The organism is Novosphingobium sp. FW305-C-30-35 (genome assembly GCF_058783135.1).
Genome location: NZ_JBYSYJ010000004.1, coordinates 29,963 through 52,575, shown reverse-complemented (window position 1 = coordinate 52,575; position 22,613 = coordinate 29,963). Strand labels below are relative to the sequence as shown.

The 22,613-nt window shown below is 63.3% G+C and carries 32 protein-coding genes; 14 read left to right on the top strand and 18 right to left on the bottom strand.

The window, feature by feature from the left end; translation table 11 throughout:
• Positions 1-208: 208 nt before the first annotated feature.
• Positions 209-436, top strand: coding sequence for a hypothetical protein (locus tag AC3WLM_RS21385; RefSeq protein ID WP_492478708.1), 228 nt, complete (start codon positions 209-211; stop codon positions 434-436).
• A gap of 162 nt (positions 437-598) precedes the next feature.
• Here AC3WLM_RS21385 and AC3WLM_RS21380 read toward each other — a convergent pair whose 3' ends face one another.
• Positions 599-910, bottom strand: coding sequence for a hypothetical protein (locus AC3WLM_RS21380; RefSeq protein ID WP_492478707.1), 312 nt, complete (start codon positions 908-910; stop codon positions 599-601).
• Positions 911-1,380: 470 nt separating this feature from the next.
• Positions 1,381-2,436: a DUF2493 domain-containing protein gene (locus AC3WLM_RS21375; RefSeq protein ID WP_492478706.1), complete on the bottom strand. Its 1,056-nt coding sequence runs from the start codon at positions 2,434-2,436 to the stop codon at positions 1,381-1,383.
• A 520-nt stretch (positions 2,437-2,956) separates the two neighbouring features.
• Here AC3WLM_RS21375 and AC3WLM_RS21370 point away from each other — a divergent pair.
• From AC3WLM_RS21370 to AC3WLM_RS21355, 4 genes are read left to right on the top strand one after another with little or no spacing between them, the layout of a single operon-like run.
• Positions 2,957-3,214, top strand: coding sequence for a hypothetical protein (locus AC3WLM_RS21370; protein ID WP_492478705.1), 258 nt, complete (start codon positions 2,957-2,959; stop codon positions 3,212-3,214).
• A gap of 19 nt (positions 3,215-3,233) precedes the next feature.
• Positions 3,234-3,842, top strand: coding sequence for a DUF6088 family protein (locus tag AC3WLM_RS21365; protein ID WP_492478704.1), 609 nt, complete (start codon positions 3,234-3,236; stop codon positions 3,840-3,842).
• Positions 3,835-4,881, top strand: coding sequence for a nucleotidyl transferase AbiEii/AbiGii toxin family protein (locus AC3WLM_RS21360; protein WP_492478703.1), 1,047 nt, complete (start codon positions 3,835-3,837; stop codon positions 4,879-4,881). The genes AC3WLM_RS21365 and AC3WLM_RS21360 overlap by 8 nt, the downstream gene beginning before the upstream one ends.
• A 49-nt stretch (positions 4,882-4,930) precedes the next feature.
• A complete protein-coding gene (locus AC3WLM_RS21355; protein WP_492478702.1) occupies positions 4,931-5,200 on the top strand; it encodes a hypothetical protein in 270 nt (89 codons plus the stop codon).
• Between the two features lie 201 nt (positions 5,201-5,401).
• On the opposite strand, the gene AC3WLM_RS21350 is transcribed toward AC3WLM_RS21355, so the two are convergent.
• The 4 genes from AC3WLM_RS21350 to AC3WLM_RS21335 all read right to left on the bottom strand — a co-directional run bounded on the left by AC3WLM_RS21350 (position 5,402) and on the right by AC3WLM_RS21335 (position 8,054).
• Positions 5,402-5,917, bottom strand: coding sequence for a Ros/MucR family transcriptional regulator (locus AC3WLM_RS21350; protein ID WP_492478701.1), 516 nt, complete (start codon positions 5,915-5,917; stop codon positions 5,402-5,404).
• A gap of 76 nt (positions 5,918-5,993) precedes the next feature.
• Complete coding sequence (locus AC3WLM_RS21345; RefSeq protein WP_492478700.1) at positions 5,994-6,551, bottom strand: hypothetical protein; 558 nt, start codon at positions 6,549-6,551, stop codon at positions 5,994-5,996.
• A gap of 501 nt (positions 6,552-7,052) precedes the next feature.
• Positions 7,053-7,388: a single-stranded DNA-binding protein gene (locus tag AC3WLM_RS21340; protein ID WP_492478699.1), complete on the bottom strand. Its 336-nt coding sequence runs from the start codon at positions 7,386-7,388 to the stop codon at positions 7,053-7,055.
• A 477-nt stretch (positions 7,389-7,865) separates the two neighbouring features.
• Complete coding sequence (locus AC3WLM_RS21335; protein ID WP_492478698.1) at positions 7,866-8,054, bottom strand: thermonuclease family protein; 189 nt, start codon at positions 8,052-8,054, stop codon at positions 7,866-7,868.
• Positions 8,055-8,455: 401 nt separating this feature from the next.
• Between AC3WLM_RS21335 and AC3WLM_RS21330 the strand changes: the two genes are divergently transcribed.
• From AC3WLM_RS21330 to AC3WLM_RS21315, 4 genes are all read left to right on the top strand, one after another.
• Positions 8,456-9,193, top strand: coding sequence for a DUF5131 family protein (locus tag AC3WLM_RS21330; protein WP_492478697.1), 738 nt, complete (start codon positions 8,456-8,458; stop codon positions 9,191-9,193).
• A complete protein-coding gene (gene tcmP, locus AC3WLM_RS21325) occupies positions 9,194-10,357 on the top strand; it encodes a three-Cys-motif partner protein TcmP (RefSeq protein WP_492478696.1) in 1,164 nt (387 codons plus the stop codon). It abuts the gene before it with no gap.
• A gap of 63 nt (positions 10,358-10,420) precedes the next feature.
• Complete coding sequence (locus AC3WLM_RS21320; protein ID WP_492478695.1) at positions 10,421-10,612, top strand: hypothetical protein; 192 nt, start codon at positions 10,421-10,423, stop codon at positions 10,610-10,612.
• Positions 10,613-10,744: 132 nt separating this feature from the next.
• On the top strand, positions 10,745-11,977 hold the full coding sequence (locus AC3WLM_RS21315; RefSeq protein ID WP_492478642.1) for a DUF1173 domain-containing protein: 1,233 nt from the start codon (positions 10,745-10,747) through the stop codon (positions 11,975-11,977).
• Positions 11,978-12,574: 597 nt separating this feature from the next.
• On the opposite strand, the gene AC3WLM_RS21310 is transcribed toward AC3WLM_RS21315, so the two are convergent.
• Genes AC3WLM_RS21310 through AC3WLM_RS21290 form a run of 5 tightly spaced genes read right to left on the bottom strand, consistent with a single transcriptional unit; the run spans position 12,575 to position 15,087 of the window.
• Positions 12,575-13,087 (bottom strand): hypothetical protein, encoded by a 513-nt coding sequence (locus AC3WLM_RS21310; RefSeq protein ID WP_492478694.1) that lies wholly within the window; start codon positions 13,085-13,087, stop codon positions 12,575-12,577.
• Between the two features lie 46 nt (positions 13,088-13,133).
• Entirely contained in the window at positions 13,134-13,625 is a 492-nt protein-coding gene (locus tag AC3WLM_RS21305) for a hypothetical protein (protein ID WP_492478693.1), read from the bottom strand.
• Positions 13,622-13,963 carry a hypothetical protein gene (locus AC3WLM_RS21300; protein WP_492478692.1) on the bottom strand — a complete coding sequence of 114 codons (342 nt, stop codon included), beginning with the start codon at positions 13,961-13,963 and terminating at the stop codon, positions 13,622-13,624. The genes AC3WLM_RS21305 and AC3WLM_RS21300 overlap by 4 nt, the downstream gene beginning before the upstream one ends.
• Positions 13,950-14,414: a hypothetical protein gene (locus AC3WLM_RS21295; protein WP_492478691.1), complete on the bottom strand. Its 465-nt coding sequence runs from the start codon at positions 14,412-14,414 to the stop codon at positions 13,950-13,952. The genes AC3WLM_RS21300 and AC3WLM_RS21295 overlap by 14 nt, the downstream gene beginning before the upstream one ends.
• Before the next feature lie 52 nt (positions 14,415-14,466).
• Positions 14,467-15,087 carry an SOS response-associated peptidase gene (locus AC3WLM_RS21290; RefSeq protein WP_492478690.1) on the bottom strand — a complete coding sequence of 207 codons (621 nt, stop codon included), beginning with the start codon at positions 15,085-15,087 and terminating at the stop codon, positions 14,467-14,469.
• Between the two features lie 97 nt (positions 15,088-15,184).
• Between AC3WLM_RS21290 and AC3WLM_RS21285 the strand changes: the two genes are divergently transcribed.
• Positions 15,185-15,376: a DUF6771 family protein gene (locus AC3WLM_RS21285; protein ID WP_492478689.1), complete on the top strand. Its 192-nt coding sequence runs from the start codon at positions 15,185-15,187 to the stop codon at positions 15,374-15,376.
• An 11-nt stretch (positions 15,377-15,387) separates the two neighbouring features.
• Here the strand turns inward: AC3WLM_RS21285 and AC3WLM_RS21280 are convergent, their stop codons facing one another.
• The 6 genes from AC3WLM_RS21280 to AC3WLM_RS21255 all read right to left on the bottom strand — a co-directional run bounded on the left by AC3WLM_RS21280 (position 15,388) and on the right by AC3WLM_RS21255 (position 18,733).
• Positions 15,388-15,744 carry a hypothetical protein gene (locus tag AC3WLM_RS21280; RefSeq protein WP_492478688.1) on the bottom strand — a complete coding sequence of 119 codons (357 nt, stop codon included), beginning with the start codon at positions 15,742-15,744 and terminating at the stop codon, positions 15,388-15,390.
• A gap of 161 nt (positions 15,745-15,905) precedes the next feature.
• Positions 15,906-16,424 carry a DUF736 domain-containing protein gene (locus tag AC3WLM_RS21275; RefSeq protein ID WP_492478687.1) on the bottom strand — a complete coding sequence of 173 codons (519 nt, stop codon included), beginning with the start codon at positions 16,422-16,424 and terminating at the stop codon, positions 15,906-15,908.
• A 209-nt stretch (positions 16,425-16,633) separates the two neighbouring features.
• Entirely contained in the window at positions 16,634-17,041 is a 408-nt protein-coding gene (locus AC3WLM_RS21270) for a ubiquitination-like system serine protease family protein (RefSeq protein ID WP_011608070.1), read from the bottom strand.
• The gene (locus AC3WLM_RS21265; protein WP_492478686.1) at positions 17,038-18,177 is read right to left on the bottom strand and encodes a ThiF family adenylyltransferase; all 1,140 of its coding nucleotides are present in this window, start codon (positions 18,175-18,177) and stop codon (positions 17,038-17,040) included. The genes AC3WLM_RS21270 and AC3WLM_RS21265 overlap by 4 nt, the downstream gene beginning before the upstream one ends.
• 19 nt (positions 18,178-18,196) lie before the next feature.
• A complete protein-coding gene (locus tag AC3WLM_RS21260; protein ID WP_492478685.1) occupies positions 18,197-18,448 on the bottom strand; it encodes a multiubiquitin domain-containing protein in 252 nt (83 codons plus the stop codon).
• 96 nt (positions 18,449-18,544) lie between these two features.
• On the bottom strand, positions 18,545-18,733 hold the full coding sequence (locus AC3WLM_RS21255; RefSeq protein ID WP_092959994.1) for a hypothetical protein: 189 nt from the start codon (positions 18,731-18,733) through the stop codon (positions 18,545-18,547).
• A 159-nt stretch (positions 18,734-18,892) separates the two neighbouring features.
• Between AC3WLM_RS21255 and AC3WLM_RS21250 the strand changes: the two genes are divergently transcribed.
• From AC3WLM_RS21250 to istB, 4 genes are all read left to right on the top strand, one after another.
• On the top strand, positions 18,893-19,105 hold the full coding sequence (locus tag AC3WLM_RS21250) for a transcriptional regulator (protein ID WP_020818060.1): 213 nt from the start codon (positions 18,893-18,895) through the stop codon (positions 19,103-19,105).
• Positions 19,102-19,575, top strand: a complete 474-nt coding sequence (locus AC3WLM_RS21245; RefSeq protein WP_492478684.1) for a hypothetical protein — start codon at positions 19,102-19,104, stop codon at positions 19,573-19,575. The genes AC3WLM_RS21250 and AC3WLM_RS21245 overlap by 4 nt, the downstream gene beginning before the upstream one ends.
• A gap of 67 nt (positions 19,576-19,642) precedes the next feature.
• Positions 19,643-21,157, top strand: a complete 1,515-nt coding sequence (gene istA, locus AC3WLM_RS21240; protein WP_492478074.1) for an IS21 family transposase — start codon at positions 19,643-19,645, stop codon at positions 21,155-21,157.
• On the top strand, positions 21,144-21,872 hold the full coding sequence (gene istB / locus AC3WLM_RS21235; RefSeq protein WP_492478075.1) for an IS21-like element helper ATPase IstB: 729 nt from the start codon (positions 21,144-21,146) through the stop codon (positions 21,870-21,872). Before istA ends, istB begins: the two co-directional genes overlap by 14 nt.
• A gap of 293 nt (positions 21,873-22,165) precedes the next feature.
• Here the strand turns inward: istB and AC3WLM_RS21230 are convergent, their stop codons facing one another.
• A complete protein-coding gene (locus tag AC3WLM_RS21230; RefSeq protein WP_492478683.1) occupies positions 22,166-22,573 on the bottom strand; it encodes a DUF3768 domain-containing protein in 408 nt (135 codons plus the stop codon).
• Between the last annotated feature and the right edge of the window lie 40 nt (positions 22,574-22,613).

Genomic DNA, 22,613 nt, shown 5'->3' with positions numbered 1-22,613 from the left:
ATGCCTTGTGTCTGGTGGGTGGTTGCTGGTCTTTGATGCGCATAGAGTCGAGCCTTGACCGCTTGTCCGGGAGCCAATGAACGCCGCTGATTACAGCACGGGCAGCACGATTTATTTGCAGGACCGATGGCAAAGGGCTTGCCACTGACGGCGCAGCTTGGAATCCTCGCGCACGGGAGGTTTCAGCGCCAACCCACGAGGTATCATCATGGCCAGGAAAGGAAGTCTTGAAGCGGAACGACAGGCGATCGCAAAGGAGCGGAGTGCGCTGGAAGCGCGCGAAGCGAAGCTGCGGGATAGCGAGCAGGTTGCCATGGCCGAACTGCTGAGGAAGTCAGCACTCGGCAAGGCACCTTTCGAGCGGGTCGAAGCATTTTTCGCCGCGCTCGGAAAGCTCGGTCTGGAGGAAGCAGAAAGGCGCCTGCGGGCAAGCTGAAACCGGTCTCGGCAGAGACCAGCGCAGCCGGGGTTCCCAAAGTGCACTGCCTGCATCCGCAGGCAGTTGAGGGGGCCCCGGCTGTGCTTTATCTGGGCACGCAAAAAAGGGGGCCGGAGAGCCCCTTGTCGGTGCCCTCCGGCGCAGCGGTCGATGAACATTTCAGAACGGGCAATCCGCATCCCAGTCGGGATCCATGACGACGCTCATGAAGCTCGCGGCGCGGGCGATGTTCGCTTCGTCAAAGTCGTCGGCCATCATGCCCGGCACGGAATGGATGATCCGGTCGATAAGGTCCTGGGGCAGGGCGTTGTAGTCGCCCTCGTCGATGGCGCTGAAGGAACCGTCGTCGTTCTCGATCACGTGGCTGTCGAAGAAGCTGTGCTGGGCGCGGATAGTCGCGGCGCGGACCGCGGCGTCATAGCTGATGGGGTCGAAAGCCGGGATGTCGAGGGTCTTGGTAAGAGCGTTCATATGAGCCTCCTGTCAAAGGAATTGAAGAGGTCTCCTCCGGGATGGCCGAGCTTGGCCCGGGTCAGGAACGGGCCGCCCGCGGCCCGCCGCGCGAGCGGGGGTGGGGGAGCCGATTTTTTCGCCTTCTTCAGGCGTAAAAATTGGGGGAACCGCCCTTCTTGACGCGGGCCAATGGCGGCCATCATGCTTGGAATTCTGCGAGAGTGTTTAACCCTGTTGGGGAGCACCACTGGTGGCCTCAGGCACGGGTCTCGCCCGCCCGGTCGATGCGAAGCCTTCGCAGCGTTCTTGTTTGCCGCATCGCGGGTAGCGATGCTTAGGCGCCAGCAGGCCGGCAGACCATTACTGGCGGGGGCAAGAAGCGAGCGAGCCGGGCCATTAAAGTGTGTGTGCGGGTCGACACAAAAGAAGGGCATCCGGCGGTGAGGCCGGACACCCTTCATGCTTGATGCAATCGGAGCAGGCGCCGATCAGAACGGCGGGAGTTCATCGCCATTGACGGTGCCACATGCCGTGCGCTTCATCGCAGGCCGCTCAGCTTGCGCCGGGGTCTTGGACCGCGCCGCCGGAGCCTCGTTCTGGAGGGACGCATCGCGCACGATGTGGAGCGGCACGCGCGCTTCACGCAGCCGGTCAGCAAGGTTCGCCTGGATGCCGCCGCCGCTGCACACCACCGCCTCGACAGGCTTGAAGGCGAGCATGCGCGCATTGCGCTGATAGGGGGCGGATGCTCCCCGCGAAGCGTCGGGCTTGCACAGGATCACCGGCACATTGTGGCGCGACGCCCAGGCCGCCGCGATCACGTCCGCACCCTTGTTCTGCGCGGTCGTCGCCAGCACCATCGAGGGCACCCGGGAATGGATCGCATCGAGATAATCCTCAACGAGTGCGATCTCGGTGAACTGCTGTCCGCCCGAGAACACCACGACCGGGCCCGATGGGGCAAACTGCTCGCGCCGCTGCGCTTTCTGTGCCGCGAGATAGTCGCGTGCTTCGATCATCGAGGCATTGGTCTTGGACGAGACCCGCGAGCCCCGCACCGGCGAGAAGGGCCGACCGGTTTCCACGAGGTAGATCTTCGCGGCGTGGTCACGCATGCATTCCATCGCATCGCGGCATTCGGCAAGGCTGCGGGCCTGCATGGTGAGGTCCTCAAGATCGGTCGCATAGACCTCGCTCGGATCGTACTCGCGCAGCTTCTCCTGGAGCCGGTTCGCCATCGCGTCTTCGCGGTCGTCAAGGCGTTTGGCGACGACATGGAAGCTGTTGGCGATGCCCCAGGCGACTTCGCTTGCGAAGTCTTCCATCCGGGTGTCGCGGAACAGGTCGAAGACCGTTGCCAGCATCATCTCGATCGCCGCCTGCGCCACTTCCGGGTTGGGCATTTCAGCTGCGCTTGGCTCATGCTCGATCGAGAGCTTGGCCAGTTCGGTCTGCTCCATGAATGCCCGGGCATAATCGGGCGTGGCGATTTCGCGCGCATAGTGTTCGGCAAGGTCGGCAAAGTTCGAGAAACGGTCCGTCATGATAACCTCCAAAAGGAACTTTCTCTCATCACGCTGATGAAAGATGCCCATCGGAAGGACGCCGGAGTCAGGCAGTCAGGGACGGCGGCGCGCACGCGCTGCCGCCGCGAGTAGCGGGCGTGGGGGGAGCCGATTTTTGCTCGCAAGGCGCTAGCCGCAGCAGGCCAAAATCGGGGGGCACCCGCGATCCTTGACGGCCGCCAATCTCCCAGGCGTCATGCTATGGCGATGCTGATTTCGCTCAGCCACCGAGATGAGAGATAGATTACGGTTTTGCCCCCGAACCCCATTTGGGCGTTCGGGGTTAACCGCAAAACGCCATGTCCTCTGCGCCCCGCTTGATTGCCGTGGCCGAAGGATGTCTGTGGGTTGTCGCGGGGCGCGCTGGCTGCGCCGTGGTCGGCGGAGCCCGCAACAAATGACGGACCCCTTGTCGGAGCCAGTCAGTCGCCCCGTGGCCCGGTGCATCGCACGGGCGCGGGACGGCGACGGAGGCGAAGGCAAGAGTGCCGGCGGCCCAATGCAGGAAACCCCGCACCCGCAGGAGCGCGCCAGCAAGGCGCGCGGGACCGAGTGCGGCAATCTTGACGGGGCCGCTCCTTATTTTCGGACCCGCGATGTCTGGCACCCTGCTGATCGTCGTCATCACCGAACGCCGGTGATGGTGATGGTAATGGTGGTGATGATCAACAGGCATGCGCTGACCATGATCATGATGGCCATCGAAGGGCCTTTCGCGGTGGTATGGTTTGTTAGAAATATGTGTGCTAGTTTCTAACGAAAGGAGCATACGAATCATGTCCGCCATGGCCGACAAGATCATGAAGCGCGTTCGCGCGAAGGGGCGGGGGTGGGTATTCACCCCCAAGCATTTCATCGACTTCGGCACACGCGGCTCGGTCGACATGGCACTGTCGCGCCTGGCGAAGAATGGAGAGATACGCCGGATCGGGCGCGGCCTCTACGACTATCCGCAGTTGCACGACAAGCTGGGCGCGCTGACACCAGATGCCGAGATGATCGCGCAGGCCGTATCGGCGCAAAGCGGCGACCGGCTCGCGCCCTCGGCAGCAGCAGCGGCCAACAAGCTTGGCCTGTCGACACAAGTCCCTGCCAGGGCGAGCTATGCGACGACAGGACGAACCCGCGTGCGCCAGGCCGCTGGCCGAAGCGTCACGCTCAAGCACAGCCGCGCACCAGTGCTGGGCAATGCCTCTGAGGCTGCTAACGGCGTGGTCCAGTTCCTGGCCGGGCTCGGGCGAGACAAGGTCGATGCCGATGCGATTTCGCAGCTCGCCGCGCGGCTCGACGACAAGGACGTGCAGGCGCTGATCAAGGGCCGCGCGCAGATGCCGGGTTGGATGGGCGATGTCGTGCTGAAGATCGGGGCGGCGCACCATGGATGAATTTGCCCGGCGGCCTGCCGAGGAGCGGCGGGTGTTCTTTGCCGAAGCAGCCGCGCGCCGCGATCTCACGCCGCTCATCGTCGAGAAGGACTTCTGGGTGTGCTGGACCCTGCGCCAGCTGATGGGCGTGCCCGAGCTGGCCAAGGTCCTGACCTTCAAGGGCGGGACCTCGCTCTCGAAGGCGTTCGGGATCATCAAACGATTTTCAGAGGACATCGATCTCACCATCAATCGTGCAGCGCCGCTGCTCGGCGAGGTCGCTTCGCCGATGGCAAGCAACATCAGCGGCAAGGAACGCGAACGGCGCGCCAGGGCGCTCGGCGCTGCCGCGCAAGAATGGGTTGGGACGATCCTCCTGCCGGCACTCGCCCAAGCGATCGCGCAAGCCCTGGGCACCCGTGATGGTTGGAGCATCGAGGCGGATTCCGAAGACAAGGATCGGCAGACCGTCCTGTTCAACTACCCGGCATCCTCGGGCTACGGCCTCGACTATGGCAACGCTTATGGCGGGCGTACCGGCTACGTGCAGCCGCGGATCAAGCTCGAATTTGGGGCAAGGGGCGATCCCGAGCCATTCGAGCTACGGGACATCCTGCCCTATGTCGCCGAGGACTTCCCGGACGAAGTGCCCGATGCGGTGACCGCCGTGCCAACGCTTGCACTCGAAAGGACCTACTGGGAAAAGGCGACGATCCTGCATGCGCTGCACCACAGCGGCAAATTGCGGCCAGGTCTGTCGCGGCACTTCTATGATGTGTTCATGCTCGATGCTGCCGGCATCACGGAACGGGCGCTGGCCGAGCGTGTGCTTCTGGAGCACGTCGTCAGGAACAAGAGTCTGCTCTTCGCAGATTCCAAGGCCTCCTACGGAACGGCGCAGCTCGGCACACTGCGGCTTTCGGTCACTGACACGATGCGCGAGGAACTTGCGGCGGATTACGCAGCCATGGCGGAAATGTTCATGAAGGAGCCTCCGGCTTTCGAAGAACTCGTGTCCCGCCTTGTGGATATCGAGCGGCGGATCAATGCGGTCGACTAGCCCTCACGGGCACCGGCAACGCGATAACAGAGGTCAGGAGACGCCTCGGATGGAATTTGACGACCAGATGCTGCGCTTCTTCGGGACCGATGATCTCGGTGCGGTGTCACCTGCGGCGATGGCGAGCGGCATCGAACGGATGCAGGTCGAGCTTGGCCTTGAAACCGACAAAGGCCGCCGGTTTGCGATGTGGTCGCTGCTCTACATGTTGGGCTCTGCGCCGGACCTCGATGTTGCGTTCAAGGACGAACGCGACCGCGATGCGGCGCGCATGTTCATGGATCTGCTGGATCAGGCAAACGATACCACACAGAATTGATCGAGCCTGGGAAACGCCAGCCCCAGGCTTATCCCACATTCGGGCAATCAGCGCGATTTGTGGGAAAAGCGGCCCGCCAAAGGAGAGCGATGACATCTTTAACTTGCGGGGAGTGACATCTCTAAGTTGCGCTTACAATCGTTCGAATTGATAAGAATAATTATGTTAAATGAAATCAGAGACTTGGCGGAAATCAGCGGTTCAGCTGGCGTCTGCCGAGCCGAAGGCAACGCCGAGCTTCTTGCGTTTTGCCGGGGTCGCGGCGGCCTTGGGCTGCGCCTTGGGTGCAGCTTCGGGCGCTGCGTTGGCCTCAGCCTTCGGGCTTTGCCCTGGCTTGCGGCCAAGGCCGATCCTGACCGCCAGTTCCTTGCGCTTGGCGGCATAGTCGGGTGCGACCATCGGGTAATCGGCGGGCAGGCTCCAGCGCGTCCGGTATTCGGTCGGTGTCATGGCGTGCTCGGTGCCGAGGTGACGCTTGAGCATCTTCATCTTCTCGCCGCATTCGAGGCAGGTGACGGCGTCAGGCTTGACCGAGGCGCGGATCGAGACGGCAGGCTTCCGCTCTTCAACGGCCGGTTCCGCCGCCTGTCCAAGCGCGGCAAGCGAAGCGTAGACCGCCTGGATCAGGCCCGGCAGGTCGGCGGGCGCCACGGAGTTGTTGCTGACATGGGCCGAGACGATGTCGGCGACATGATCCAGCAGTGCTTCGTTTTCCATCCGGGCGAGACCCTTTCCAATCTACGATCGGGGGTTCCTAGGCCATCGGTCGCCACTACGCCAGTCGACGAAGGATTCAGGCCGCGAAGAGCTCGCCCTGGGGATTGGCAGCGCCCGGACCCTGACGCCGCAGCGGCGCAGGTTTGCGCAGCAGGGCAAGGACGCTCGGCTTGACCACATAGACCGCATGGCGCCCGCCGCCGCGGTTCTTGTGGTTGGTGGCGTAGCCCGCATAGTGCCGGCTCATCAGCCCGGCGCGGACCAGATCGGAAATCGCGCGGCTGACATTGGCGCGGCCCACGGCCTGCACCTGCTCCTCAACCGCGACCTCGATCCGCGCCGCGTCAAACTCCGGCTTCCCAGTCAGCTCGGCCTTCAGCCCCCCGGCAACGCGTGCGCGCAGCGCAGCGCGGCGGGCGGGCTGCGCGCTCATCGGCAGAAGCTGGGAGCAGAGCCATTCGCGCAGAAGCACGGGCACGCCACTCTGGGCGACGAAGGGCCCGGCCTGCCCGTGCCCATCGGCAATTTCGGCGACCAGTTGGAGGACGAGAAACGCGTAGCGCGGGCGGTTCGAGGCTTCGACCAGGACCGCGTAGATCCCACCGACGCCAGTGATTTCTTGGGCTCGTTCCATCGATCAGTATTGAGCACAAAAGGTGAATCCTGTGAATCCCCTATTCGCCCTGCGCTGTCGATTGTCGCCCGTGACACTTCGCCCGGTGCCCCCACCTGGCTTGCGCGGCCGAGCGTGCTGTCCTTGCCCCGCGACCACGTTAGTGATCGTGTAGGCATGATCGATGAACCGACCCGTCCCGTTATGTCACGGACGCAGCGCAACATGACACTATGCCCGAGGGCAAAGTGTCACAGATGCCATGCCCGGAGGGGCGCAAGCCGCCGATCCGGCAGGCAAAAAATGGGGCCAGCTTGCGCCGGCCCCTTGGAAAGTTTTGGGAGAGGATGCCTGAAAGGCACCCTCCATATGGGTTTGCACGCTCCATGCTGCAAGTGCGAAATAGACGCCGCGCGTTGCCTTTTTCGCAATCGGTGTTTCGCCCGTCGCAGCGTCAACATGAGTGATGGGGGGTGGTCTTGGCCCAATGGGAGGCGGCGCTGCCGCCTCCCGGGCTCGGGTTTAGAGGAAGAGGACTTCCTCGGCGACGATCTCGACCGCGTAGCGTTCGACGCCCTCGCGGTCGGTCCACTTCGAGTAGTGGAGGCGGCCCTGCACCTCGACCAGGTCGCCCTTCTTCTTGTGCTTGGCGACCGAGGTGCCGAGGCCGTTGAAAGAAGTGACGCGGTGGAACTCGGGAATCGTCTCGGTGTAGCCGGCCTCGTTCTTGACCGTCTTGCCGTCGACCAGCTTGGGGCGATCGGTGACGAGGGTGAACGAAGTGATCGCGGTCTCGCCGGCGTGGCGGGTTTCAGGAGCGGCGGCAATGCGGCCGATCAGGATGACGAGGTTCTTCATGGGGTATCTCCGTGGCTTGAACTCGGCGGAACCGCCCGCCGATGAACAGGTCAGGCGGCGCCGATAGGCCCGGGCCCGCACCGCGCGCATGCGCGGGAAACCCAAAAGCGAGGAGTGGTGCGGCAAGCCCGCAAGGGCTTCACGGTCCGCTGCTTTTGGGTTGCGGCCAGGGACTGGCGCCGCATCGGTTCATCGGCAAACGAAGGGCGGTTTCGTCAGGTCAGGCCCGCGAATCCCCGCAAAGGTCAGACCCGTCAGTCTCGGCCATTTCGCCGAAACCTGCTCCCACCCGCCAGCGCCCGCGGCAGCGGGGATTGTCGTCCTCGACTCCGCATCATGCCGGGCAGAGACGAGTGGTTCATACGAGGCCGTCCCCAGCCCTCCCCGTTCAGCGTTACGGCTACGGCCTTGCCCCCGGTCTGTTGCAAAAGGAGGCGCCCGCAGGCGGGCAAGGCTCGCCCCCTTCGATAGGGACCCTCAGCGCCAGGGCCTCGCGAGGCCTTGTGCGATCAAATAGTCGCCTGCGTCGACGCCGTTCACCGAGACCGTGGCGAGCGTCCGCCCATAGGGGTCGGTGCCGAGCCGCTCGCGGCCGCAGCGGATGGTGTCGCCGTCGTGGACGGTTGGAGAAAGACACAGGACGGCGGCGGCAAGCAAGACGGGCATGCCCGCAAGCCTAGCGCCCCTTGCCCTTCGCGCCAATGGCCCCGATCGTCACCCGCAGGGCCGGCATCCATGCCGGCGAGCTTGGGTGGGCGGCGGTGCGAAAGCGCCGACGCGCGCCCTAGCGAGTAGAGCGGGTTGCCCCCAGCCCGCGCGGGGCGCGGGCGCCGGGGTGCCCCTTTCCTTTTTCCTCTGCATTAATCGCCGTGATCAAAAGTGGACAAATCCCAGCAAACAAGTCCAGGGCCGCTGCTCCGGCAGAAGCGGACCACCGACGCTAGTGGATTCAAGGGTATTCATCGAACCGAAGCGATCATGGATTCCAATCGGGGATGAACTGTGATTCAATGACGGCGCTGATTGCTCCCCATGGAGGCTGTTGGTTGAAGAGATCGGTGACCTGAATGGCAGAACATAGTGCAATCGAGTGGACGGACGCGACATGGAACCCGGTTACGGGTTGCACGAAGATTACTGCCGGCTGTGACAATTGTTATGCGCACCGCTTTTCGGAGAGGTTCAGGGGCGTTCCCGGCCACCCCTTCGAAAATGGTTTCGATCTGACGCTCCGGCACGAGCGTGTTGACCAACCATTGCGTTGGCGCCGCGGACGAATGATTTTTGTGAACTCGATGAGCGACCTCTTCCACAAGGAAGTGCCCAAGGCGTTCATTGATTCCGTGTTCGACACTATGGAAAGTGCAGACTGGCACACCTACCAGGTGTTGACCAAACGGAGCCCACGGCTCCGCGACTATATGTCGAAGCGGTATGCCGACCGCGAGCCCCCGGCGCATATCTGGACAGGTGTTTCGGTCGAGGACCAAAACGGTGCGGCGCGGATCGCGCATCTCCGCCAGGCGCGCTCAGCTGTGCGGTTCCTGTCGGTCGAGCCGCTGATCGGTCCGGTCGGGCCAGTCGATCTTACGGACATACATTGGGTGATCGCGGGGGGGGAAAGCGGCCCTAATGCGCGCGTGATGCAGATTGAGTGGGCCCGCGAGATTCGCGACGCTTGCCGCGAACAGGGCGTGCCGTTCTTCTTCAAGCAGTGGGGAGGCTTTCGGCCGAAATCGGGCGGGCGAGAACTCGATGGCCGGGAGTGGAGTGAGTGGCCTGCCGCAAAGCGGATGGTCGGCTGAGTGCTGGATTCCCGCTGGTACGAAGGCCGCGAACAGGCACTCGTCAAGCACACGTTCCTCGACGCCTATATGCCGGCACAGATCCCCAAGATCGTCAGCTGGGCCGATACGTTCTGCTACGTCGACCTGTTCGCCGGACCGTGGCAATCGCAAAGTGGCGACTATTCCGACACCAGTTTCGGGATCGCCCTCAAGCGCATGAGCGAGGCCAAAGCCAAGCAAGCGGAATTGGGACGCTCCGTTCGCATGGTGGCGCACCTCGTGGAAAAGGATCCGAAAAATCACGCCGAGCTTGTCGAAGCGGTGAAGCGATTTCCCGCGGTCGAAGTGCATTGTTACCAGGGCATGGCCGAACAACACGCGGCCGCCATAGCTGCCGCCTTACCCGCTCGCGCCTTCCGCTTTGTCGTGATTGACCCGAAGGGTGTCCCCGACATCCGGAAATTCCAATGCCTGATCGCACCTGAGCGAACAGAGGTCCTGCTCAATTTCATGTTTCAGTTCGCGAACCGCTTTGCCGGGTCGCAGGACCGCATGCCGACGCTTGAAGGCTGGCTTGGCGACCTAGAGGGCGGAGCCGAATGGAGGTCGGAATTCGTCGAACTTCGCGGAGCCGAGCGGGAAGCTGCGATTTCGGAGCGTGCACGCCAGGTACTGAAACGGATGGGCACTTACGCCTTTGCTCCCGCATTGACCGTCGATGAGACTGAGGTCGATCGCACGCTGTACAAGCTGATCTACCTCACCCGGCACCCGGCTGGCATCAGAGTGTTTCGGGACGCTCACCGCCGAGCACTCGAAACCCAGTCGGCTTACCGGACTGCAAAGAAGGCCGAGGTTCGAAAGAATGCTACCGGCATGGATGACCTGTTTGCGCAAGTTACGGTCATGGAGCCGGGCGAACGCAGTGCCAAGGCAATCGCGGATGGCGAGGCGCAAGCGCGCGCTCTGCTATTGAAGCGCCTTGGTGACAATGCCGCGGGCCTTGAATGGAAGGCGCTTTGGCCTCCTGTACTGGATGCATGCGTCGTCACCTATGGGGCACTCGGCGACATAGCCCGCGAACTCTGGTCGTCTGGCCAAGTCGAGATCCCGGACTGGCAAAGCAAGGCCGTAAGGCGGCCGAAAGACGAATTCCATTTCAAGTTGCCTGCGGCGGGATAGGTTCATATCCGAGCACCTGCTAAGCTCTCAGTTGAGGTGAGCCATTGGATCGGGAGCCCTGAAATGAGCAACGATTACGCGATGCCAAGCGCATTGCAGGTAGCAGAAGCCATGGCGGAAGTTCTTCGCAGGAAACTTGCCGATCATATCGCTCAGGAAATCGTACTCACCCGGGACGAAGCTGCACTCTGCCTTGGCCTGGCCGAAGGAGTGGCCGAGAATCTCGGTGGCTCCCACGATCCCGGGGATCGATAGACACCTCCTTGTCGCCGATGGATTGGTGACTTAAGCTAACCCCTGCGAGCCCACCCGGGGCCGCGTAAAACGAAGGAGATGCGCGAGAGGTCGAACGGGCAGCGTCGATCGCGAGAAATTGGAGATACCCCAATGATCCAGCGATACCGTGTGCTCGGCCGCAGCGTGGTCGAAGGCGATGAACTTCAGCACGTGCTGCGCGAAGCCTACGAGCGCAAAAGCCCGGTCCATTGCGAATGCCGCAAGGGAAGCGAACTCCCCCTCTACATTTCGCACCGGCAGAATGGCTACGTGCTCGCGCGCTGGCCGGGCTCGGGCGCGCGCCATGCGACCGCCTGCGATCACTACGATGCGCCCGATTACCTCACCGGCATGGGCCAGGTAAGTGGCAGCGCCGTGCGTGACGATGAGACAAGCGGCGAGACCAGCTTGAAGCTCGGCTTCCCGCTTTCGCGCGGGGCCGCCCGGCTCGCGCCCGCGGCGCTGACCAACGACAAGCCGACGGTGAAATCAACAGGTCAGAAGCTCTCGATGCGCGGGCTGCTGCACGTCCTCTGGGACCGTGCCGAACTCACCCACTGGCATCCGAAGATGGCGGGCAAGCGGACCTGGTTCGTGGTGCGCCGCGCGCTGCTCGAGGCGGCGGCCAGCTGCCGCGCCAAGCAGGAAGCCCTGCCCCACGTCCTATTCGTGCCCGAGAGCTTCAAAGTCGAGGAGAAAGAGGAAATCCGGGTCCGCCGCCGCGCGGCGCTTGCCCGGGTCTATGCCTCACGCGATGAAATGATGGTGGTGGTGGGCGAGATCAAGGAGATCGTGGCCGCGCACGGCGCGGAAAAGATCGTCCTGCGCCATGTCGGCGACATGCCGTTCGTGATGGACCAGGACATGGCGCGGCGCTTCCACAAGCGGTTCGCGGGCGAACTCGCGTTGTGGCAGGCGCAGGACAGTCCGAACGGCAAAAGCGGCCACCTGGTTCTTGCCGGCTCGTTCGCGCGGCGCCGCGAGGGCACCTTCGATCTCATCGAGGTCGCGCTCATGCCGGTGACGGCGGAATGGCTGCCCTATGAGACCAGCGACGAACGCTATCTCGTCGGAAAGGCAGTCGCGGAAAAGCGGCGGTTCGTGAAGGGCCTGCGCGTCAATCTCGATGCCGACACTCCGATCGCCAGCCTGGTGCTCAAGGACACCGGCGAGGAAGCGATCGCCATCCACATCCACGACCGCGACAATGAGGTCGCAGAGCCGCTGGAAGCGCTGCTCGCCGGGCAAGGCGTAGCGCACCTGCTGTGGAAGGAAGGCGAGCCGCTCCCGGCCCGCGTCAGCCGGGCGCCGCGGCGAAGCTGGGACGGGCAACAGGCGGCCTGAGCGGGCCCAGTCGCCTGTGCCGGGCAGCGGCTTCGTCGGCAGCAGATCGAGACGCCGGGGCGTGTCGTGGTCCGCCCGCAAAGCTTCGAGCCGCGCCGCGACTTCGCGCTCGTGCTGGGTGATCTCGATGCAATTGAGGCCGACGATGGTCCAGACCGGCAACTCGGGCCGCTCGGTCACGTGGACCGAGTAGGCGATGGGCAGCTTGTCGGGATAGAGCCAGAGCAGCAGCACCGGCAGCGCGGCGAGGTTGGGTGTGCCGTCGATCGCGGCCAGTGTCATCACGCCTTTGTCCCGATCGTACCGGCAGGTGATCCCGAGGGGTTGCGGGTGCCCGGCAAGGCCGAGGATCGTCTCGCGTGGCCGAGCGCCGAAGATCGTGTCGAGTTCGGTGGGCGGCTCGGCCTCGGCGTTCTCAGCCACCTCGGCGAGGAACAGTTCGACCGCGGCAAAGCGCGCGGCTTCCTCGCGGGTGCAGGCAAGTTCGAGTGTGAGCGTGATCGAGGACATGGCGGGGACTTTCGTGTTGACGCGCGCCGATGCGTCCCGTTGCCAAGGCAAGAGATAGAACGGCGGACACGGGCGGAATTGAACGGGTCAGAGCACGAGGTGGCGCTCGACGTGCGAGCGTTCGCGCGGCCTCTGGAGGTTGAAGACGGGGACGCCGTGGCTGGCGGCGATGCGCAGCGCCTGGCCGGTGCCGCCCGAGGCCTCGCCGTCGGCGGTCCAGCACAGCACGAATTCCGCCGGGCTATCGAGCCCGGTCCCCAGCACCTGGAACACATTGCGGGTGTGGAGCGCCTGGACGAAAGCCGAGAGCCCGGCAAAAGCCAGGTGGTGCGCGGCAGCGATCAAGCGCGCCCTCCCCCAGAGCTCGGCCCCAAGCGTATCGGGATGGAACGCGCTTGCCGAGCCGCGCCAGCCCGCCGTCGGCAGGAAGATCTGCGCATTGCGGCCAGCCCCGCGTTCGAACGCACTGTCGGCGCCGATCGCGTGGCCCGAGCGCAGGACATAGCCGCGCTTGGTGAGCGCGAAGGCAGCGCGGGTCATCAGGTGGAGCACTTCGGGCGGCGTCGCGCGCGCACCGATCCCGGCATAGAAGCGAGGCATGGGCTTGAACTCCTTAAAGGAACGCCCAGCCTCAAGCCCCCTCCCCTTACCCGCTGTCGGCGGCAACTAGAGTGGCAGGGCCGTAGGCGGCCAGCAGGTTGCGGTGGAGCACCGCGTTCTCAGCGGGAAAGAAGCTGCCGTCGGCGCTCGCCCGGGTGATCTGGAGCGCGGCGGCGATAACCTCGCGGAACGGCCGCAGCACCGCGCGTGAACCCTCGTAGGTCACGGGCTGCGGAAAGCCCGCCGCGATCCAGGTGGCCGGTTCCACCAGGTCGTCGAGCCAGGCCTGCGCGTCTTCGGGTAGAGGCAGGTCTGCCGAGACCAGCCAGAGCGTCCGGTATGTCCCGAAATCATGGGCATTGGCTATAAGGGCGAAGCCGAGCGGCAGCGGCGGCTCGCCGTTGAGGGCAATGATCGCGGCCTTGTAGGCGAGTAGTTCGAGCGTGTTCGCCGCGGCAAAGTCCGCGCATTGCCCGAGCTGCGCGCAGGGCTCATCGGCGGGACCGGCACCGAGTTCGAGGATCCGGTGCCGGCTCATGACGCGGCGCCCTCTGGGCTATCGGGATACCAGGCGAGTTCCACCGTGTCCGGATGCGCTGCCTCGAACTCGGCGATGCGCGCATGGGTGATGAGGCCCTCTCGATCCCTCAGCCCGACATAGGCGCCGTAGAAGCGACCGCCGGCAGGAACGAACTGGGCGTGGACGTCGTCACACACCGCCTCGGTGACGAAGAAACCCGGCACACCGGCAAGGTGCGCCGGCGGCAGGACACCGAGCATGTCGTCGAAGAAGGCCTCGCTCACCCGCGATAGCGGGAAGCGGGCGAGCACTGCCTCGCGCGAGGAGGCCAGCATGGCTTCGTCAGTCGCGGTCATCGCTCGCACCTCCGGTGACTATAAAGGCCGGGATCGCCAGCTCGGCGCGGGCCATCTCGCGCTTGAGATCGCGCAGCCGGGTGAAGCTGTTGATCCACGACGGCGGGAAGAGGACGTACTCGTCCTCGCTCGCGGTGTAGTCGCGCATCGGGCCGTGCCCGTCGAACAGGACGATTTCGGGGAGATAGGCGCCAAGGCACCCGCCCGACCAGCGGCGGAACGGCAAGCCGTGCTTCGCGCAGAAGGCGTCGATCTCGGGGATTTGTCCGCCATTAAGCTCGCTGCCATAGAGCTCGAGCGGCTCGCCGCCGGGCAGTGCCGCAGGATCGAACGGTTCGCCGTCCCACTCGGTGCGCAGGTCGTAGTCGGCCGCGTGCGCGGCGAAGGCTTCGAGATGTTCGCGCGGCAGTGCGCCGCCGATGGTGATGTGGACGGGGGCTCGGTCGCCCATGGGCTTGGTCCTTTCGCTTGGGTCTGATCCGACCGGCGAAGCCCCCCTCCCCTCAGCCTGATGTCGCCGCGGACCTCCCTGCCCCCCAGCGCTCGGCTGTGCGATCGACGGCGAGTTCACTGGAACAGGTCTGGCAAAGCGCGAAGGCTTCAGCAGGTGTGCCCGCGAGCCACTGCTCCCAGTTTTCTCGGGCGAGGACGACGGGCATGCGGTCGTGTACGTCGGCCATCTGCGCGCAGCCGTCGACCATGACCATCGAATAGGCCGCGCCCCATTCCTCGGTCGGGCGCCAAAGGCCTGCGACGGCAAAGACCTCTTCGCCCGCCAGCGAATACCAGGTCCGGGTCATCTGGCCCTTGATGCCCTCGGCCTCGGCCCAGGCGGTGACGGGGATCAGGCAGCGGCGGCGCTCGAAGCTGGGCCGCCAGAGCGAAGTCCCGAGCTTGTCCGCGCGCGCGTTGTTGACGGGCTTTGGCTTCAGCGGTTGACCGTTCTTGCCTTTGAGGACGAGCGGGAAGCCCCAGGTCATCACCCGCGTCTCGCCGTCGGCAACGACGAGGCCGGGATAGCCCGGGTAGACCTCGGCGGCGAAGTTCGCGCCCGCGCCACGGCGCGCGCCGAACAGCCGGGCCACTTCCGCTGGGGCCTTAGTCATGCGGTACAAGTTGCACATGCCCGGATGCTTTGCGGACCGCCCTGCCCTGTCAATCGGGAGGAGCAGCGACACCAGCCATCTTGCAAATGTGTTCCCTCTATGTTCTTTTGTCGGCATGGAACGAATCGATACGCCTGCTGTCGCTCATGCGATCCTGGACGCCCCGGGCTGGGCGCGGGTCGGGATCACGGCCCCAAGCTCCTGCCTGCGCGAAGATGCCGCGCTCGAACTCGCGCGGGTGATTGCCGATGCGGTCGATGCGCCGGTCAGTGCGCCGTCACCGGAACAGTCCAGCCTGCCGCTCTGAAGCGCGCCTGCTCAGCCCGCCGTACTAGCCAGCAGCGCCTCGATCTGCGGGTCGAGCGGAAATCCGAAACGCCGGGCGATCTCGGCGGCGTGTTCGAAGTCGGCCGCGCTGACGTGGAGCATGCAGGCAAGATCCGCGAGCGTCTCGCCCTCGCGCGGCGCGGACAGGGCATGAAGATGCCCGTGCGTCTGCGTTACGGCGAACGGCCAGGTCATGGCGACGCCGACCACCTGCTCGGCAAGCACGACCAGCGTGTCGCCGGTGCGGATGGCCTCGTCGCACTGGACGGCGTCATAGGCATTGCCGGTACTGGCAAAGGCGTGATGGCGCCGGGTGGTGAAGGCAAAGCGTTCGCTGTCGGTCAGCATTTTGGTTCTCCGGATATCCCCATGCAAAAGAAGAGGCGGAACGCCGGGCGGGGGGCAGTGCCGGCGTTCCGCCTCAGGCCGCGCGGGGGGCTCATCCGCGGCCTTTGCACAGAGACGGGGACCCGCTTGGGGTCCCCGCTGGTTGGAGTTGGGATTGCCGATCAGGCGTCGACGAGGGGCGGCAGCGCGCCATCGTGTTCGATGCCGTCCTTGGCACCCACCCGTCCGCGCTTGGCGGGCGGGGTCGCGGTGCTGTCGCCCAGACCGTCACCGGCCTGTTCCTCGCGGCGGTCGCCGCCAGCGTCGTCGGCCGGGAACATGTCGCTCTCACCGTATTCGGCGGTGCCGAGGCGGTTGTCACGGCGGCGCGGACGCTGCCAGGCGATCGCCATGGTGCCGTCCTCGCGCGGAAAAGCGGCGATGTAGAGCGGCTGCGCCATCGACGGGTCGTCGATCTTGCCCTGGTAGAAGCTCTCGCCGGTCGCGTTCGAGGAGAGCTCGAAGAGCGCGCCGACGATCACCCAGCGGCGCTGGTCGTTGAGCGCGACGATCTCGTAGCGAGGGGCGCGGGGGTTGCTGGAGGTCACCGGCCGCAGGCCGATGGTGCGGGTGATGGTGAGCGTTTCGACAGAGCCGATCAGCTGGCCGTTGGCGTTCTTGCGGATTTCACCGATGTTCATGGACGTTCTCCTGGATGGATCGATTGCGACCGAACCCCTTGTTCGATCACTCTCTTCCCACCCCCCTTCCCTCCCGGCCGTCAGGCCGAAGCTGCGGGCGCTGCCCGCAGAGGTGTCCAGGACCGCTCAAGCGGTGTTTTCAGACAACGCTATGACCGAAGAACCAGAGACTAGGACGTTCAATGACAACGATGAGTGTAATACGGATTCTACCTTCCAAAGATCGATTTAATTTGATCAGCCAATGCCAGTGCTGCCTTCCACAGACGGGCAATCCAGGATTTTGGCTTGGCGTCGTTGGCGACATGGCGCAAAATCTGCTTCTGCATGAGCGATTTCGCCGCTTCGGTGCTAAATGCATCCAGCCATTCGACCTGTCCGGCTGAGATGACATAATGAGATTTGCAGGGACCATCGCACACTGCGATGGAAGGGCGGATCGTGGCAAACCCGTCGTCGCAATAGACTTGGTGGCTATCGGGAACGAGAAGCGTGATCCGATGGCCGCAGCCGCAAGCACAGAGAAGTCCGGCGAGCTCGAATTCCTCGCTGTGATAGACAGTTTCAGGCTCCAGCTGCTTAGGGATCCGATCTACCGCTTGATAGGCAAACTTCATTCTAACCCCCCAAAGCGATCAAGATCAAAAGATGCCGTTTCAAAAGTGTAGGCGATGGCATCGCTTAATCGGTCATAAAACTCAAAATGCTGCTTGAACCGGATCACGGCGAATATCGCGTTGAGCGCATTGAGTTCGGCGACTTGCGCCTGCTTCCGATACTCTCCATTTTCTGGATTCGTCGTTGGCAGATAGGGCGTATTTACCGATTGCTCAAATGCAGCGCGATCCGCTCCGGTAATCCGAACGACGCCATTCAACCCAATGAGCGAGCGATTGAGGCCCATGCCACAATCAACGAAGGGAATGGCATTTGCACTCAACCAGTCGACGATGGCGAGCCGCGACGGCCCGTCGTCAATCGACACAAAGACAAAATCGAACTCACGCAGGCTCTCGATATTCTCGGAGGTGATGCGCTCCGGGATCGGAACGATGCCACAATGCCAATTGGCATAATGTTGCGCCAGCGCGTCAACCTTCTTCATCCCGACCGCCCGATGGATGAAGCCGGGGATTCTAAAGAGCGTGTGAATATGAACCTTATCGTCGTCGAAAAGCCCGATCTTTTCGAGATGCGTGCGGGCGATGAAATCGAGGATGTAAGCTCCTGTGCCGCCGAGGCCAATGATTGCTACCTTTATGCCCCTCAACCGCGAAGCCACGTCGTTGAGGTGGTAGCGTGACGACATTGAGTCTGGAATGCGCAACGGACTGTTCTGCGCCGCGGCTTTGATTTCTATGCCCCGAAGCGGACTAGCATCGGGGAAAGCTGCCATCGCGGGTGCAACGATCACATCGAGATAAGTGCGCACCTTTTCTTCGAACGACCGATATGGGCGCATTGCGCCAGACTCGAGCAATTTGAACGAAAAGGAATGGTTGCAAACAAAGCCGTCAGCCACCTGGACGGTAGCCGCGCCACCGCCCAATCGCAGCGCCCGCCCGTTCTGATCGTGCGGACGGCATCCCTTGAACCAGGCCTGATGGTCGCTTGGGGCATCGATGACCCAGTTATTCAGATCGACTGGACTTGCCCAATCGCCATATTCGAGCTCACCGGCGCTGTTGAGGCACGGTAACCCGTAGATGACGAAATAGGCGTTGACGAAGTCGAGGTGATAGCCCTGTTCCACCAAGTCCCGGATGAAAGGATTATGACTCGCCAGTTCCTGAAACTCTGAAGCGCATTCCATCTTTAACCATTACCTCCTGACCTGGTGCGAGGGTGCCGCTGATGTTAGCGGAGTGGCCGCGTGAATATTTGATGAGATACTCGGTTGAAGAGGCGCCGCCGTCCTGAAGGTAGTAGGCGACGACCTCGTCATATGAGATTTTCGTCTTGACCACTTCGTGGTCGTCTTGGTTGACGATGATGGTGACGGTCTTTTCCGGCTTTTCAGACATGTTTTGAATCCAATGCAAGGGTTGGGTGTTGCGGCTTCGGAATCGGACCAAGGCTCCAAAGCACTTTGGCCGGAATGGGGATGAATCGTCGGTTCATCAGGAATTCGGGCTATCGCGCCCGTCGGGTTCACGGGCGACGCCTTTGAACGGCTTGCCGTCCTGCTTCACCTCCATGAAGTGTCCGGTGCGCTCGTTCCGTTTCTGATAGTTGCCGTCGGTCCGCTGAAATTGTGTGCGAGCGGTAACAGCGCCGCGACGGAAGTCATTTCCTGTGTTCTTGGCCATGAGATCGATTCCCTTGTTCAAGCCTGCGATTTAACCCGGCTTGAGATTGATCGCCGGATGGCGTGGATATGATAGCTAGTTTTTAGCTAGTCAAGGGCTATTTTTTGATTGACATTTGCGCAGGTGTTGTGTAGCCCTACTCCCGCTGAAGGAGGCGTAATGGCTGCCAAGAAGACGATGACGCTCAACCTTACGGATGCGGAAATGCACGCACTCGAAGGCCTTTGCGACAAGAAGGATTTGAGCAAGACGGCTGTGCTGCGTCAGGCATTACGGCTCTATCAGCTTGTTGAAGCTCGTGTTGAAAAGGGCGACAAGCTGTTTTTCGAAGACGAAAAGAGCAAAGAAAAAGCGGAAGTCATGATGCTATGACCGCCGCGATCAGTCCGATCGCACTCTTGAACGCGACAAGCGGCAAGCCTGAAGAAGCCGAGCTCTGGGATGCGATAACCGAAAAGCAGCTGGGTGACTGGGAAGCCGAATGGATCCCGGAGCTCTTCAAAGCGATCCAGAAACTGCACCGCGCCGGTGTCGAGCGGGTGCATTGGCCGCAAAGTCGGCATTGGAACTGGCGTCAGAAGACCCAGGCTTTGCAGGGCATGTTGGCGCATCCCGGCTTCAGCATCGTGTGCAACGGAACCACCCAGGGCATGATGATCGTGGACATCACAACGCATCGTTGCCGGGTTGAGAGCCAAAAAGGAAAGGACCTGGTTTATGTCGAATATGTTGAAAACGCGCCGTGGAACCGCCCCGAACTTGCCAATCCGCCGCGCTATCGCGGTATCGGCTGTGGAGCGGCGTGCAAAATTGACCCCCATAGCGGGGTGATCGGCGTCTAAAATTGACCCCTTCATTCCTGGGTGTGAGGCACCGCCGTTTGGGATTTCCAAGCGGTGGGGGATGGGGATGTTGATTGTGGAGACGACGGCGAAGATCCGACGAGAAGCGAGGCAGGGTAAACCGATCAAGGCGATCGCGCGGGATATGCATTTGTCGCGCAATACGGTGCGCAAGGCGATCCGGGCACCCGAGGCGCAGTTCAGTTATGAGCGGCGAGAGCAGCCACGTCCGCAGACCGGCCCGTTCCGGGAGCGCCTGGATGAGTTACTGGAACAGAACGAGGAACGGCCCCGCCGTGATCGGCTACGGTTGACCCGGCTTCACGATCTGCTGGAGCGGGAGGGCTTCACCGGTTCCTATGATGCGGTCCGGCGGTATGCGGCGCGCTGGAAGCGGGAACGCCGGGTGGATGCCGGGGACATGAGTAAGGTGTTCATCCCGCTGCTGTTCCGCCCCGGCGAGGCCTACCAGTTCGACTGGAGCCACGAGGACGTCGAGATTGCAGGCAAGCCGATGCGGGTGAAGGTGGCCCATATGCGGCTGTGCTGGTCGCGCGCACCGTTCGTACGGGCCTATCCGCGCGAGACGCAGGAGATGGTGTTCGATGCCCATGTGCGCGGCTTTGCCTTCTTCGGCGGTGTGCCCACCCGGGGCATCTACGACAACATGAAGACCGCGGTGACGACCGTGTTCACCGGCAAGGAGCGCATGTTCAACCGACGGTTCCTGATCATGACCGACCACTACGGCGTGGAGCCTGTGGCCTGCAGTCCGGCGGCGGGGTGGGAGAAGGGCCAGGTCGAGAACCAGGTCCAGACTGGCAGGGAGCGACTGTTCAAGCCTCGCCTGCGCTTTGCCACTATCGAGGAGTTGAACGCCTGGCTGGAGGCCGAGTGCCGGCGCTGGGCCGAGCGCTATGCCCACCCGGACCTGGAAGACACGACCATCGCTGCGGCCCTGGAGAGGGAGCGCGCCATGTTGCAGCCACTGCCCGTGCCGTTCGACGGGTTCTTCGAGAGCGAACATGTTGCCACCGCGACCTGCCTCGTCAGCTTCGATCGCAACCGCTACTCGGTCATGGCCAGTGCCGCTCGGCAGGTGGTGCAGGTACGCGCCTATGCCGACCGGATCGTGATCCGCCATGCCGGCAAGGTGGTCGCTGAGCATGCCCGCATGTTCGGACGCAACCAGACCGTGCTGGATCCCTGGCATTATCTGCCAGTGCTCGCGCGCAAGCCCGGCGCCTGGCGCAACGGCGCGCCGTTCCATGACTGGGAGCTGCCGCCTGCACTGGCACAGCTGCGTCGCAAGCTAGGCAGGAGCGACGATGCCGACCGGCGCTTTGTGCGGGTACTGGCTGCCGTGATCGACGATGGCCTTGCCGCGGTTGAGGGCGCGATACGCGAAGCCTTGGCGGCAGGCGCGGTCAACGACGAAGTGGTCCTCAATATCCTGTCGCGCCGACGCGAACCGCAGGTAGCGCAGCCCATCGACGTCGTGGTGGACCTCAAGCTCAAGCATCCGCCCATTGCCGACTGCGCGCGCTACGACACGGTGCGAGGCCTTGATGCAGCGGCATGAGATGATCAGCGCCCTGAAGGGGCTGGGCTTGAAGGGCATGGTCGCAGCCTTCGACGATGCGGTCACCCATGGCATCCGCCGCGACCGCTCCGTGATGGAGATGTTGGGCGACCTCCTGCATGCTGAAGTTGCACACCGCGAAGCAGCGTCGATCCGTTACCGCATGACCGCAGCCCGCCTGCCTGCGATCAAGGATCTGGATGGCTTCGTGTTCGACGATACACCGATCAATGAAGGGCTGGTTCGTTCTCTACACGCCGGATCGTTCCTGCCTGAACAGCGTAATATCGTGCTGGTCGGCGGCACCGGCACCGGCAAGACGCACCTGGCCCTTGCCATCGCTGCCGCCGTGGTCCGTGCCGGGGCACGAGGGCGGTTCTTTAACACCGTCGATCTGGTCAATCGGCTCGAGGAAGAGGCCCGTCAGGCCAAGGCAGGCAGCCTTGCAGCGCAACTAGCCCGGCTCGACCTCGTCGTGCTTGATGAGCTGGGATATCTGCCGTTCGCCCGATCAGGCGGCCAGATGCTGTTCCACCTGATCAGCAAGCTCTACGAAAAGACCTCGGTGATCATCACCACCAACCTGGCGTTCGGCGAATGGCCGAGCGTGTTCCACGATGCCAAAATGACGACGGCGCTGCTCGATCGCATTACCCACCATTGCGATATTATCGAGACGGGCAACGACAGCTGGCGGTTCAAACACCGCAGCTGAACCCCTTCCCCCGGACCCCCATCCCCGGCGGTTAACCCGGTGGGTCCACAGGTACCTCCCACGGACGCCGCCGCCAGCGCTCCTGACGGCGCGCGTCGTCGTCCGCGGGGCCCTCCTATGGACTACCGGGATAACCGCCAAAACAACAATCAGCTGGGGTCAATTTTGGACGCCGATAGGGGGTCAAATTTGCGCGCCGGTTGACAGTCCCCGGCCCGGGATCCCACCCGACCGCGACCTCGAAGAGGTCCGAGCGTTCCGGCAGCGGCCTCAACGAATACCGGCTCATTGGATCACCAATCGCTTGCCAGCATGATCGTCACCACGCGGAAGCTCTGCTGCGCGTCCCAAGGGGTCTCCGAACCCCAGGAAAACGTCCCGTCATTGAGGTAGACGTCGATCTTCCAGAAGATCTTGTGCCCCTGGAACTCGACCGCACCAAAATCGCGCTCGCCGTGAGGGTCGTTACCCGGCTCGATCGGGGTCTCGTTGATTAGCCTGCGCAGCGCAGCCTGGCCCAGCATCAGGCTGGCTTGGCGAGTGCCGAGGTCTTCGGCGTCGCCCGCCAGGATGTCGGCCAACGCACGCGTGAACACCGTGCGCGAAGTTGGCAGTGAGCCCGCGCGGGCCGCGTCATTGAGCCGGGCGATCTCGGCAGTGTGGTCGGCCGCGACCGGCGCGGATTGGGCAAGCTGGGTCATCGGTTCTTCCTTTCAAGATTGATCCTCAGCCGTGTGCCCC